13 protein-coding genes are annotated in these 12,787 nt (G+C 69.1%); 11 read left to right on the plus strand and 2 right to left on the minus strand.

Features of this window, described 5'->3' with window-relative positions; translation table 11 throughout:
• Positions 1-8 precede the first annotated feature (8 nt).
• From AOM45_RS19690 to AOM45_RS19700, 3 genes are all read left to right on the plus strand, one after another.
• Positions 9-776 carry a 3-oxoacyl-ACP reductase gene (locus AOM45_RS19690; RefSeq protein ID WP_030466213.1) on the plus strand — a complete coding sequence of 256 codons (768 nt, stop codon included), beginning with the start codon at positions 9-11 and terminating at the stop codon, positions 774-776.
• Entirely contained in the window at positions 776-1,474 is a 699-nt protein-coding gene (locus AOM45_RS19695; protein ID WP_030466212.1) for a FadR/GntR family transcriptional regulator, read from the plus strand. The genes AOM45_RS19690 and AOM45_RS19695 overlap by 1 nt, the downstream gene beginning before the upstream one ends.
• 187 nt (positions 1,475-1,661) lie before the next feature.
• Positions 1,662-3,308 carry an AMP-binding protein gene (locus AOM45_RS19700; RefSeq protein WP_051782932.1) on the plus strand — a complete coding sequence of 549 codons (1,647 nt, stop codon included), beginning with the start codon at positions 1,662-1,664 and terminating at the stop codon, positions 3,306-3,308.
• A 298-nt stretch (positions 3,309-3,606) separates the two neighbouring features.
• Here AOM45_RS19700 and AOM45_RS50970 read toward each other — a convergent pair whose 3' ends face one another.
• The gene (locus tag AOM45_RS50970) at positions 3,607-4,146 is read right to left on the minus strand and encodes a hypothetical protein (protein ID WP_156093658.1); all 540 of its coding nucleotides are present in this window, start codon (positions 4,144-4,146) and stop codon (positions 3,607-3,609) included.
• Positions 4,143-4,451, minus strand: coding sequence for a hypothetical protein (locus AOM45_RS19710; protein WP_030466209.1), 309 nt, complete (start codon positions 4,449-4,451; stop codon positions 4,143-4,145). The genes AOM45_RS50970 and AOM45_RS19710 overlap by 4 nt, the downstream gene beginning before the upstream one ends.
• A 143-nt stretch (positions 4,452-4,594) precedes the next feature.
• Between AOM45_RS19710 and AOM45_RS19715 the strand changes: the two genes are divergently transcribed.
• The 8 genes from AOM45_RS19715 to AOM45_RS19750 all read left to right on the plus strand — a co-directional run bounded on the left by AOM45_RS19715 (position 4,595) and on the right by AOM45_RS19750 (position 12,728).
• The gene (locus tag AOM45_RS19715) at positions 4,595-5,089 is read left to right on the plus strand and encodes a GNAT family N-acetyltransferase (protein ID WP_030466208.1); all 495 of its coding nucleotides are present in this window, start codon (positions 4,595-4,597) and stop codon (positions 5,087-5,089) included.
• Between the two features lie 32 nt (positions 5,090-5,121).
• Positions 5,122-7,170 (plus strand): threonine--tRNA ligase, encoded by a 2,049-nt coding sequence (thrS, locus tag AOM45_RS19720; protein ID WP_236703756.1) that lies wholly within the window; start codon positions 5,122-5,124, stop codon positions 7,168-7,170.
• On the plus strand, positions 7,167-7,715 hold the full coding sequence (locus tag AOM45_RS19725; protein ID WP_030466206.1) for an HIT family protein: 549 nt from the start codon (positions 7,167-7,169) through the stop codon (positions 7,713-7,715). Before thrS ends, AOM45_RS19725 begins: the two co-directional genes overlap by 4 nt.
• A 342-nt stretch (positions 7,716-8,057) precedes the next feature.
• Positions 8,058-8,897 carry a helix-turn-helix domain-containing protein gene (locus tag AOM45_RS19730; protein WP_030466205.1) on the plus strand — a complete coding sequence of 280 codons (840 nt, stop codon included), beginning with the start codon at positions 8,058-8,060 and terminating at the stop codon, positions 8,895-8,897.
• Positions 8,898-9,153: 256 nt separating this feature from the next.
• Positions 9,154-9,756, plus strand: a complete 603-nt coding sequence (pgsA, locus tag AOM45_RS19735; protein ID WP_030466204.1) for a phosphatidylinositol phosphate synthase — start codon at positions 9,154-9,156, stop codon at positions 9,754-9,756.
• Positions 9,753-10,655 carry a phosphatidylinositol mannoside acyltransferase gene (locus tag AOM45_RS19740; protein WP_030466203.1) on the plus strand — a complete coding sequence of 301 codons (903 nt, stop codon included), beginning with the start codon at positions 9,753-9,755 and terminating at the stop codon, positions 10,653-10,655. Before pgsA ends, AOM45_RS19740 begins: the two co-directional genes overlap by 4 nt.
• A 13-nt stretch (positions 10,656-10,668) precedes the next feature.
• Positions 10,669-11,781, plus strand: a complete 1,113-nt coding sequence (locus tag AOM45_RS19745) for a glycosyltransferase family 4 protein (protein WP_030466202.1) — start codon at positions 10,669-10,671, stop codon at positions 11,779-11,781.
• Positions 11,778-12,728 (plus strand): NUDIX hydrolase, encoded by a 951-nt coding sequence (locus AOM45_RS19750; RefSeq protein ID WP_030466201.1) that lies wholly within the window; start codon positions 11,778-11,780, stop codon positions 12,726-12,728. Before AOM45_RS19745 ends, AOM45_RS19750 begins: the two co-directional genes overlap by 4 nt.
• Positions 12,729-12,787: the final 59 nt, after the last annotated feature.

A 12,787-nucleotide genomic window follows, 5' to 3' on the forward strand; every position in this document is an offset into this window, starting at 1 on the left:
GAAACAAGATGGTGCAGCGACTCGAGGGCCGCGTGGCCGTCGTGACGGGTGGCGGCAGCGGCATCGGACTCGCGACCGTGCGCAGGTTTGCGAGCGAGGGCGCGAAGGTCGTCGTCGCCGATCTCGACCCGGCGACCGGCAAGGCGGCCGCGGACGAGGCCGGTGGACTGTTCGTCCAGGTCGACGTGACCGACGAGGAGCAGGTCAAGGCGCTCTTCCAGACCACTGTGGACACTTACGGCAAGCTGGACATCGCGTTCAACAACGCCGGTATTTCGCCGCCCGACGACGATTCGATCCTGACGACGGGCATCGAGGCGTGGGACCGCGTCCAGAAGGTGAACCTCACGTCGGTCTACTTGTGCTGCAAGTACGCCATCCCGCACATGCAGGCCAACGGCAAGGGCTCGATCATCAACACCGCGTCGTTCGTCGCGACGATGGGCGCGGCGACGTCGCAGATCTCCTACACCGCGTCCAAGGGCGGTGTGCTGGCGATGTCACGTGAGCTCGGTGTGCAGTTCGCGCGCGAGGGCATCCGCGTGAATGCGCTTTCCCCCGGCCCGGTCAACACGCCGCTGCTGCAGGAGCTGTTCGCGAAGGACCCCGAGCGGGCCGCGCGGCGCCTGGTGCACGTACCGCTCGGCCGGTTCGCCGAACCTGAGGAAATCGCCGCGGCTGTCGCGTTCCTGGCGTCGGACGACTCGTCGTTCATGACGGCGTCGAACTTCCTCGTGGACGGTGGCATCGCCGGCGCGTACGTCACACCGCTCTAATGGTCGAACACGCGCAGGAGGCGTTGTTCCGCCCGGTACGGGCGGGCAACGCCTTCGAGGAGACCGTCGAACGGCTCATGCAGTCCATCCGGCTCGGCGTCGTCGCGCCGGGGGAGCGGCTGCCGTCCGAACGGGAGCTGGCCACCCGGCTCGGCGTGAGCAGGGTGACCGTGCGCGAGGCCATCAGAACGTTGCAGGAGAACAACTACGTCGAGTCGCGGCGCGGCCGGTACGGCGGCACGTTCGTCAACCAAGAGATCCCCAAGTCGGCACCCGGCAAGGAGTTCGGGGACATCCACGATGCGCTGACGCTGCGGAAAGTCCTGGAGACCGGTGCCGCGGAAGCCGCGGCCGGCCGGTCGCTCGGGCCGTCGGAACGACGCGGGCTGCGGACCCGGCTGGAGGAGGCGTCCACCGCGTCGCTCGCGGAGTACCGGCGCAAGGACTCGCGGCTGCACCTCGCGATCGCCGAGGCCACGGGGTCCGCGTCGCTCACCGCCGCCGTCGCCGAGGCCCGGATGCGCGCCAACGAGCTGCTGGACCACATCCCGCTGCTCGAGCCGAACCTGGCGCACTCCAACGCCCAGCACGAGCGCATCATCACCTCCATTTTGGACGGAGACCCGGCGTCGGCCCGGCAGGCGATGGCCGAGCACCTCGATGGAACGGCGTCGTTGCTGCGGGGTTTTTTGGTCTGACCGGTCAGACTCGCGCTCTGACAGGGCTGTGGAAGGGTTCTGGGCACCACCCAGGCAACGTGAAAAGGTTTTCAGGTACGGTAGTACCGTTGTCATGCACATTCCGCATGGCACAACACTTGGCGTGAGCCTTGCGGACAGTTACCGTCCGAATACCTCGGGGACTTGCAGCGGCAAGGAGCTGTTGATGCCAGGGTTGCGCAAGGTGTTTCACGACGCCATGGGCCGGGTGCACTCACTCCGCGTCTTGTCCGAGGCGGGCATGGTGAGTCTCAAGAACTTCAAGATGTCCGTGCAGGCCTTGAAAGAAGTCAAGGTCTGGGGACCGAACGTGACGGCGTTGCGCCGTTCCGTCCTGCTGAACCCGGACGGCATCGCGGTCGTCGACGAACGCGGCTCGGTCACGTACCGGCAGCTGGACCGGCGTTCCACCGCGATCGCGCAGGGCCTGCGCGCGCTGGGAGTGCAGCACACGCACATCGTGGCGCTGATGTGCCGCAACCACCGCGGCATGGTCGAGTCGCTGCTGGCGTGCGCCAAACTTGGCGTCCGCGTGCTGCTGGTGAACACGGGCTTCGGTGCTCCGGTCGTGCTGGACCTCCTGCAACGTGAACGGGCGTCGCTCGTCATTCACGACGAGGAGTTCACCCCGCTGTTCCACCAGTTGCCGCCGTCGATCCCGCGCTGGCTCGCGTGGTCGCGCGACGGACTGGACCGTCGCACGCCGACGCTCGACCAGCTGGTCGCCAAGGCGCCGCGCGGAGAGCTGGAACCGCCGCGCGAGCCCGGCGTCGTCATCCAGCTGACGTCGGGGACCACCGGCGTGCCGAAGGGAACCGCGCGCGAGATCAAGTCGGTGCTGACGGCGTCCGACTTCCTCGACCGCATCCCGATGAGGGCGAACGAGTCGACGTTCATCGCCGCGCCGATCTTCCACTCCGTCGGCTACTCGCACCTGACGCTCGCGATGTCGCTGGGCTCGCGCGCGGTGCTGCACCGCCGTTTCGACCCGCGCCGGACGCTGTGGTCGGTGCAGGGCCAGCGGTGCACGACGATCGTGCTGGTGCCGACGATGCTGCAGCGGATCATGGAGCTGGACCGCGCGGTGATCGACTCGTACGACCTGAGCCACCTGAACGTGGTGTTCTCCTCGGGCTCGACGCTCCCGCCGGACCTCGTGCACCGCACCCAGGCGGTGCTGGGACCGGTGCTCTACAACCTCTACGGCTCAACGGAAGTCGCGGTCGCCACCGTCGCGACACCGGACGACCTCGCCGCCGCGCCGTCCAGCGTCGGCCTGCCGCCGCACAACTGCATCGTGCGGCTCTACGACGAAGAAGGAAACCGCATCACGCGTTCGTTCGTGACGGGCAAGATCTACGTGCGCGGCTCTCTCACCGTCGACCTCTACACGGACGGTTCGCAGAAAGAGTCCATCGACGGGCTCGTCGCGACCGGCGACCTGGGCCACTTCGACCCCAACGGCCGGTTGTACTTCGACGGCCGTGAGGACGACATGATCGTGTCCGGCGGCGAGAACGTGTACCCGGTCGAGGTCGAGAACCTGCTCATGACGCACTACCGGGTGCGCGACGCGGCAGTGCTCGGCGTGCCGGATCCCGAGTACGGGCAACGGTTGCGCGCGTTCGTGGTGCCGGTGGCGGGTGCCCGCATCGACGTGCGGGAGCTGCGCGAGTTCGTGCGGACCAGACTGGCGCGGCACAAGGTGCCCCGCGAGGTCGTGGTCGTGCCGAAGCTGCCGCGCAACGCGACCGGGAAGGTGCTGAGGCGCCAGCTGCTGGCGATCCGGCTGGGGCCGCAGGCTTCGCAGTAGTCGTGTGGGCGGAACGCACGCCACCGCAGAACGAGGGGGACTGATCCGGCGGTGACGTGCGTTCCTGGCTGGTGGCGCGGCCCGGAACGTTGCCGAGCGAATTCGCGGTCAGACGGGTGCGTCGTGGTGCCGCCCCCGCGTCCTCATACCGGAGTCGTATGGGGGCGCGGGGGCGGTGCCGCGACGCGCCCTGCTGAGCGTGAATTCACCGCCAACGTTCCGGGGCCCGCCACCAGGAGCGCGCGACTCACGTCGTCGGGGACTCGGGCTTCAGACGGGAGTCGCGCGCTCGGTCGGGTCACCGCTCGAAGCGGTCGCCCCGGTCTCCGAACGGGCCGCGCTGCTCGAAGCCACCGCGGTCCTGGCCCCGGTCCTGGCCGCGGTCGGGTCCGCGGTCGCCGCGGTCGTACATCCGGACGTGGCCCGGCCCGCCGCGGTGGTCGAGACGGTTAGCCGCGACGGCTCCCACGATGCCTCCGCCGAGGACGAGACCCAGCAGGCCCACGGCGACCAGCTGGGTGGCGCGGTGTCCCGCGAAACGCCTCACGCGGCCAGGCCTGGCGGGTGCTGCAACCGAAGGGGTCGCTGTCGCTGGATGGGGTGCGGCCGGCGCTTCCGTCGCCGTCGCGGCTGCTGGTCTCTCCGCCGCCGGCTGGCCCGTGGCGGCTGCCGCTGGCTCGCCCGCCGCTGCCGCCGGCTGCTCGGCGGTGGGCTGCTGACCGGGCGTGGCCGGTGCCCCGGCCGGCAGCGGTGTCGTCGCCTGGTCCGGTGCAGGGGCGGCCTGCGGTTCGTTCTTCGGCGGCTCCTGCGGTGGAGGCGCCTGTCCCTGCTCGCTCATGTCCTCAACGATGCGCCGTTCGGCTGAGGCGAGGCTGACAGCCACCTGTTCGTTTCCTGAAGCCCGTTCCCGGCCGAGTTCAGCACCGGCCGCGAGCCCGCGAAGACGTGCCGCTGGTCGGCGTAGGTCGCGCCGAAGAGCTCGGCGTCGAGCACGCCGGACCACACGAAGTGCAACGTCGTGCGGGTGCCGTCACGGGCGTCGCGCCGCGCGTAGTGGTCGCGCAGGTCGGCGTACAGCAGGCGCAGTTCGTCCCGGTTGGCCTCGGTGAGGCGGACCGGGCATTCGACGACGACGTCGTGCATCTCGGTGCTCCGTTCGGCGGCGGGCCGGGCACACAGACTGCTCGCTCCACCCTCCCGGACGCATCCGAAAAACCACTCAGAAGCCGCTGCGTATGAATCGCGACCGGCGGAAACGACTTGCGTGGACCCGCTTCAATCGACCCATGGAACTCGTACCGCTGCGTCCTGAGTTCGCACCGCAGATGCTCGCGGGCGGACCGAACAACGACGAGGTCAACCGCTTCACCGGTACGCACGGCACGTTCACCCTGAAGGATTACGAGGCCTACATCGAGCGGACGCTGAACGACCCGAACCGGTACACCCGCGCGATCGTCGAGGACGGGAAGTGCATCGGCGAGGTCGTGCTGAATCCCATCGACGACGCCAACCGGAAATCGGGGCTGCGGATCGCCCTGTGGGACGGCTGGGGCAAGGGTTACGGCACCGCGGCGATCAGGCACGTCCTCGACCACGCGTTCACCGTGCGCAACCTCCACCGGGTGGACCTGGAGGTGTACGAGTTCAACGAAAGGGCGATCCACGTGTACCGGAAGTGCGGCTTCCGCGAGGAGGGCCGGCTGAGGGACGTCCTGCTCTGGGACGGCGTCTTCCACGACGCGATCGTCATGTCCATCTTGAGCACCGATAGCATCTGATCCGAAAACCACACTTCGAGCTAGGAGTCATCGTGTCCGAGTCGCGCCCAGCAGTCGCCCAGAACCCGCCGCGCGTGGTGGTTCCGGCTGGGACGACGGCGGGCACGGCCGTGCGCGAGGCAGGTCTGCCCGGCAAGGGGTCCGACGCGATCGTCGTGGTGAAGGACGCCGAGGGCCACCTGCGCGACCTGTCGTGGACCCCGCAGGTCGACGTCGAGGTCGAGGCCGTGGCCGCGGACACCGAGGACGGCCGCAGCGTCATCCGCCACTCCGCCGCGCACGTGCTGGCGCAGGCGGTGCAGCAGCAGTTCCCCCAGGCCAAGCTCGGCATCGGCCCGCCCGTGAAGGACGGCTTCTACTACGACTTCCAGGTCGAGAAGCCCTTCACCCCCGAGGACCTGCAGGCGCTGGAGAAGCGCATGAAGCAGATCATCAAGGGATCGCAGCGGTTCTCCCGCCGCGTGGTCGAGTCCGTCGACGCCGCCAAGGCCGAGCTGGCGAACGAGCCGTTCAAGCTGGAGCTCGTCGACATCAAGAGCGACGTCGACACCAGCGAGGTCATGGAGGTCGGCGGCGGCGAGCTGACGATCTACGACAACCTCGACCCGCGCTCCGGTGAGCAGGTCTGGGGCGACCTGTGCCGCGGCCCGCACGTGCCGACCACCAAGCACATCCCGGCGTTCAAGCTGACCCGCGTCGCCGCCGCGTACTGGCGGGGCAACGAGAACAACCCGCAGCTGCAGCGCATCTACGGCACCGCGTGGGAGTCCCAGGAGGCGCAGGACGCGTACCTGGAGCGCCTGGCCGAGGCCGAGCGCCGCGACCACCGCAAGCTGGGCACCGAGCTCGACCTGTTCTCGTTCCCGGACGAGATCGGCTCCGGTCTCGCGGTGTTCCACCCCAAGGGCGGCATCATCCGCAAGGCCATGGAGGACTACTCCCGGCAGCGGCACACCGAAGAGGGCTACGAGTTCGTCTACTCGCCGCACATCACCAAGGGCAACCTGTTCGAGGTCTCCGGCCACCTCGACTGGTACCGCGACGGCATGTACCCGGCGATGCACCTCGACGCCGAGCTCAACGAGGACGGCACGGTCCGCAAGCCCGGCCAGGACTACTACCTCAAGCCGATGAACTGCCCGTTCCACGACCTGATCTTCAAGTCGCGCGGGCGGTCGTACCGCGAGCTGCCGCTGCGCATGTTCGAGTTCGGCGGCGTGTACCGCTACGAGAAGTCCGGCGTGGTGCACGGCCTGACCCGAGTCCGCGGCATGACGCAGGACGACGCGCACATCTTCTGCACCAAGGACCAGATCCGCGACGAGCTGGCCTCGCTGCTGAAGTTCGTGCTCGACCTGCTGCGCGACTACGGCCTGGACGACTTCTACCTGGAGCTCTCGACCAAGAACCCCGAGAAGTACGTGGGTGACGACGAGATCTGGGAGGAGGCGACCGAGACGCTCGCCTCGGTGGCCCGCGAGTCCGGTCTGGAGCTCGTGCCGGATCCCGGTGGCGCCGCGTTCTACGGCCCGAAGATCTCGGTGCAGTGCCGTGACGCGCTCGGCCGCACCTGGCAGATGTCGACCATCCAGCTCGACTTCAACCTGCCGGAGCGGTTCGAGCTCGAGTACACCGGCCCGGACGGCTCACGCGTGCGCCCGGTCATGATCCACCGCGCGCTGTTCGGCTCGGTCGAGCGCTTCTTCGGCGTGCTGACCGAGCACTACGCGGGCGCGTTCCCGGCGTGGCTCGCGCCGGTCCAGGTCGTCGGCATCCCGGTCACCTCGGACAACGCCGACCACCTGTTCGCGGTGCGCGAGGTGCTGCGCAAGAAGGGCATCCGGGTCGACGTCGACGCGTCCGACGACCGCATGCAGAAGAAGATCCGCAACCACACCATGCAGAAGGTGCCGTTCATGCTCCTGGCCGGTGCCAAGGACGTGGAGGCGAACGCGGTGTCGTTCCGGTTCCGCGACGGCACGCAGATCAACGGCGTGCCGGTGGAGCGGGCCGTCGAGCAGATCGTCGACTGGGTGCAGCGCCGCGAGAACGCCTCGCCCACGGCGGAACTGCTCTCGTGACGCCTGAGTACTCCGAACAGGACGGTGTGGGGGTCCACGACGCGTTGCAGCGTCTGTGGACCCCGCACCGCCTGTCGTACGTGCAGGGCGCGGGCAAGGCGGAGGGCGACGAGCCCGCGGGCTGCCCGTTCTGCCGCGTGGTCACGCTGTCCGACGAGGACGGCCTGATCGTCGCGCGCGGCGCCGAGGTGTTCGCGGTGCTGAACCTGTACCCGTACAACCCCGGTCACCTGATGGTGCTGCCGTACCGGCACGTGCCGGACTACACGGACCTGACGCCGTCGGAGACCGCGGAGTTCGCCGCGTTCACGCAGAAGGCCATGCGGGTGGCGCGGCACGTGTCGTCGCCGCACGGGTTCAACGTCGGCATGAACCAGGGCGTCGTGGCCGGCGCCGGCATCGCCGCCCACCTGCACCAGCACGTGGTGCCGCGGTGGGGCGGGGACGCGAACTTCATGCCGGTCATCGGGCACACGAAGGTGTTGCCCCAGCTGCTGGGGGAGACGCGGCAGCTGCTCGCGGACGGTTGGAAGGCCGTCGACTGACTCGGTCGCGGCCGCCTTTGGGTTCGGTGTGTCTTGTATTGCCATGCGCTAAACACAGCGTTTAGCCAGGCCGGGCGTGATTGAAAGCCGTACTAATTCTTGGACAAAAGAGTGACAAAAACCACTCACGTTGTCCGCACCGGACATTCGGTGCTCTTTCCACCCGGCGCGGAATAGGTTGCATTGCAACTTTCGGGTGTTTTTGGCCGAACGATCGAGACGTAACGCCAGTACAAACCGATTCCAGGTAGGTGAGATCACCCACCTGGAGGTGTCAACTGCGAGTCAAGTCCCCGCCTATGGCCGATCGTCTCAACGTGTGCGAATGGTTACGGTGCGAACATGACCGCACCTGAGCGTTCGCGATTAGCGAGAGAACGGCTTTCGCGTGAGTTACGCCGGTTGCGCACCGAGGCGAAGATGACCGGCACGGCCACCGCCCGTGCCACCGGGATGAGCCAGTCAAAGCTGTCGAAGATCGAGAACGGCATGCTGCTCCCGTCCGTCACGGACGTGGAGCGTCTCGTAGCGGAATTGGCCGCGACGAGAGAGACGCGCATCGAACTGGTCGAACTCGCCAGGTCGCTGCACGCGGAGGCGGAAACCCGCCGAGTCGTGCTGCACCGAGGGGCGCACCGCCACCAGCAGACGGTGAGCCGCGTGGAGGCCCGAGCAGCGACATCGAGGTTCTTCCAGGTGAACCTGGTGCCCGCGTTGTTGCAGTCGGAGGCCTACCTGCGGATCGTGCTGGGGACGATGCCGCCGTCGGAGCAGGAGGCCGCGGTGGCCGCCCTGCGCATACGACGGTCCCGCATGGACGATCTGGCCAAGCAGTTCGTGTTCGTGCTCTCCGAAAGCGCGCTGCGCTGGCGGATGGGCTCGGCCGAGCTGATGGCGGAACAGGTCGAGCACCTGGCCGCGATCCAGCGCCGCCCGAACGTCCGCCTCGGCGTGGTGCCGTGGTCAGCCGACGCGAACGTGGTCGCGCTGCACGGTTTCCACATCTACGACGAGCGTGTCGTCACGGTCAGCGTGCTGACCGGCAACGCCACCATCACCGACCCGCTGGACGTGCGCGAGTACCTCGCGTTGTTCGGCAGGCTGGAGCGGCTGGCGGTGCGGGGGGAGGAGCTGCAGGCGTTGCTGAAGCGGATCGCGGAGGATCACCGCAGGCTCGGTTGAAGGGGGCCAGAGGGGGCTGGCGGTGCCTGGCGGGTGCCGTCCGCGACAGTCGCGGCCGAGGGGTCCGGAGACGGCACCGCCGAAGCACCCGAATACGCCCGGTATGAGGCCGCTTCGGCGGCGCCGTCTCCGAACCGCTCGCCCGTGACTCTCATCGAACAGCACCCACCAGGCACCGCCAGTTCGCCACTGCTCGTGGGTGCCGCCTCACCCGCGGGAAGTGCGTTTCACCAGTCCAGCTAGGCTGCGACACGCCATGCTGAACATCTTCGCTCGCGCGTCCGTCTCGCGCGTCACCGATCCGATCGGGGCGTGGCTGCTGGCGCGTGGCCTCACGCCCAACGCCGTCACCGTCGTCGGCACGGCCGGTGCCGTGGCGAGCGCGCTGTGGTTCATCCCCCGCGGGCAGCTGTTCCTGGGCTGCGCGCTGGTGACGTTCTTCGTGCTGCTCGACCTGATCGACGGCGCGATGGCCAGAGCGCAGGGACCGACGAAGTTCGGCGCCGTGCTCGACGCCACCTGCGACCGCATCGCCGACGGCGCGCTGTTCGCGGCGCTCACCTGGTACGCGTTCGACACGGGTGCGCGCTGGACGGCGGTGGCCGGCTTCATCTGCCTGGTGGCCTCGCAGGTCATCTCGTACGTGAAGGCGCGCGCCGAGGCGTCGGGGCTCTCCGCGGACGGTGGTCTGGCCGAGCGGGCGGAGCGCTTCATCGTCGCCCTGGTCGGTGCCGGTGTGCAGGGTCTCGGCGTGCCGCACCTGATGGACATCGCGTTGTGGCTGCTGGCGGTCATGACGGTCGCGACGGTGATCCAGCGGATCCTCGCCGTGGCCAAGTCGGCGCGGGAGGCCGCGTGAACCTCGCGACGCTCGGGTACACGGCCGGGTGGCGGCTCATCCGGCTGTTGCCGCAGTCGTGGGCCCACGCGCTGTTCCGCTTCGGCGCCGACTACGCCGCCAAGCGCGGTGGCGAGGGCGTCGAGCAGCTGCGCAAGAACCTGCGCCGGGTCGTGCCCCGTGCGGGTGAGGAAGAACTCGACGAGCTGGTGCGCGACTCGTTGCGGTCGTACGCGCGCTACTGGTGCGAGGCGTTCCGCCTGCCGTCGATGGACCTGCGCGCCGTGTACGAGAAGTGCAACTCGCAGGTGTCCGGCCAGGAGAACCTCGACGCGGCGTTGAGCGAGGGCAGCGGTGCGGTCGTCGCGCTTCCGCACAGCGGCAACTGGGACATGGCCGGTGTCTGGCTCGTGGGTCACTCCGGCACGTTCACGACGGTGGCCGAGCGGTTGAAGCCCGAGTCGCTGTACCGCAAGTTCGTGGAGTTCCGCGAGACCCTCGGCTTCGAGGTGCTCCCGCTCAACGGCGGCGACCGTCCACCCGCGACGGTGCTGGCCGAGCGCCTGCGGGACAACAAGGTCGTCTGCCTGCTCGCCGACCGCGACCTGACCGCGTCCGGCGTGCCCGTCACGTTCTTCGGCGAGCAGACCCTGATGCCCGCCGGCCCCGCGCACCTCGCCGCGACGACGGGGGCCGCGCTGCTCCCGGTCGGCTGCTGGTTCACCGAGGACGGCTGGCACTTCCGCATCCACCCGCCGATCAAGGTCAGCACCGTCCAGGCCGCCACCCAGGCCGTCGCGGACGTGTTCGCCGCCGACATCGCCGCGCACCCGGCCGACTGGCACATGCTCCAGAAGCTCTGGCTCGCCGACCTGCCGGAGAGCCGCCGCGCCGCCCTCGCCAGGAGGCTCTCGCGGTGAAGGTCGTGGCCAGATGAAGATCGGAATCGTCTGCCCGTACTCCTTCGACGTCCCGGGGGGAGTGCAGGCCCACGTCGTCGACCTCGCGCGCGCCCTGATCGGCCTCGGGCACTCCGTCAACGTCCTCGCGCCGGCCGACGACGACCAGGAACTGCCGCCGTTCGTCACGTCGGCGGGCCGCGCGGTCGGCATCCCGTACAACGGATCCGTGGCGCGGTTGTCCTTCGGCCCCGTCTCGTACGCACGGGTCCGCCGCTGGATCGACGAGCACCAGTTCGACGTCCTGCACCTGCACGAGCCCACGGCGCCGTCGCTGTCGTTCCTGGCGCTGATGGTCGCCGACGGCCCGATCGTCGCCACGTTCCACACCTCGACCCCGCGCTCCAAGATGCTCTCGGCGTTCCAGGGCGTGCTGCAACCGTTCCTGGAGAAGGTCACTGCCCGCATCGCCGTGTCCGCGCTGGCCAGGCGCGTGCAGGTCGAGCACCTCGGCGGCGACGCGGTGGAGATCCCCAACGGCGTCGACGTCGAGTTCTTCGCCTCGGCGTCCACTTTGGACGGCTACCCGCGCCCCGGTGGCACGATCGGCTTCGTCGGCCGCTACGACGAACCGCGCAAGGGCATGCCGATCCTGTGGGAGGCGTTCGGCCTGATCGCCGACGAGTTCCCGGACCTCAGGCTGCTGGTGGTGGGCCGCGGCGAGTCGACGTTCGACGGCCCGTTCGGGGACCGAGTGGATCTGCTCGGCCAGGTCGACGACGTCGAGAAGGCCCGGATGCTGCGTTCCGTGGACGTCTACGTCGCCCCGAACACCGGCGGCGAGTCGTTCGGCATCATCCTGACCGAGGCCATGTCCGCCGGCACCGCCGTGGTGGCGTCCGACCTCGACGCGTTCCGCCGCGTGCTGGACGACGGCAAGGCGGGCGTGCTGTTCCCGGTGGGCGACGCTGCCGCCCTGGCCGCCGCGTTGCGTTCGGTGCTGCGGGACTCGGCTTTGCGCGCCGAGTACGTCGACCTGGCGTCAGCGCGCGTGCAGACCTTCGACTGGTCCGTCGTCGCGTCGCAGGTCCTGCGCGTCTACGAAACGGCCATCGCCGCCGACCCGCGCCGGGTGAGCGAGGCATGACCACTTTCCTGGTTGTAGTGGTCTTCGCTTTGCTGCTGTCCGCGTGGGTCCTCTCGATCGCGAACCGCCTGGACCGCCTGCACGTCCGCACCGACGCCGCCTGGGCCGCCCTCGACGCGGCCCTGGCCCGCCGCGCCGTCGTGGTCCGAGCCCTCCTGGACCCGGCGTTGTCCGCCGCGGCTTCCCGCGCCGAGTCGGCATCCCGCTCCGAGCGCGAGCACGCCGAGAACGAGCTCTCGGGTTTGTTGGGCGCTCTGGACCGCTCTGCTCTGGCTCCCGCACTGGCTTTCGAACTGGCCGACGCCGAGGAACGCGTCGTGCTGGCCCGCCGCGTGCACAACGACGCCGTCCGCGACACCCTGCTCCAACGACGTCGTCGTGTGGCGCGGTGGCTTCGTCTGGCCGGCACCGCACCGCAGCCGTCGTACTTCGAGATCGCGGAGCCCTCCGCACCATCCGACGCCGTGATGCTGACGCCGCGGCCTTCTGCCCGTGTGGTGCTGACGGATGCTGCTGGGCGCGTGTTGTTGTTCCAGGGCTTCGACCCCGCGCGGCCTCAGGAGCTGTTCTGGTTCACCGTTGGTGGTGGCGTGGAGGACGGCGAGGAGCTGCGTGACGCGGCCGTTCGCGAGGCCTTCGAGGAGACCGGGCTGAAGCTCGCGCCGGACGCCTTGGTCGGGCCGGTGTGGCGGCGTCGTGCGGTGTTCAGCTTCGACGGCCAGACGTTCGATGCGGAGGAGTGGTTCTTCTACGCCTCCGTGGACGGGGATCTGGTTGTGGACACGTCGGGGTTCAACGACGTGGAGGAGACGACGATCTCCGGGTACCGGTGGTGGACGGCGGAGGAGCTGGAGTCCACTGAGGACACCGTGTACCCGGTGCAGCTGGCCGAGCTCCTGCCCGAGCTCACCGCCGACTGGGATGGCGAGACCCGCACGGTCCGCTGACCTTCAGTGCGCCGCGTCGTCGGCCTCCAGCTGCAAAGAAGTGAGTTTGGCGCGCACGT

This window comes from Lentzea aerocolonigenes (genome assembly GCF_000974445.1).
GTDB classification, from domain to species: Bacteria; Actinomycetota; Actinomycetes; order Mycobacteriales; family Pseudonocardiaceae; genus Lentzea; species Lentzea aerocolonigenes.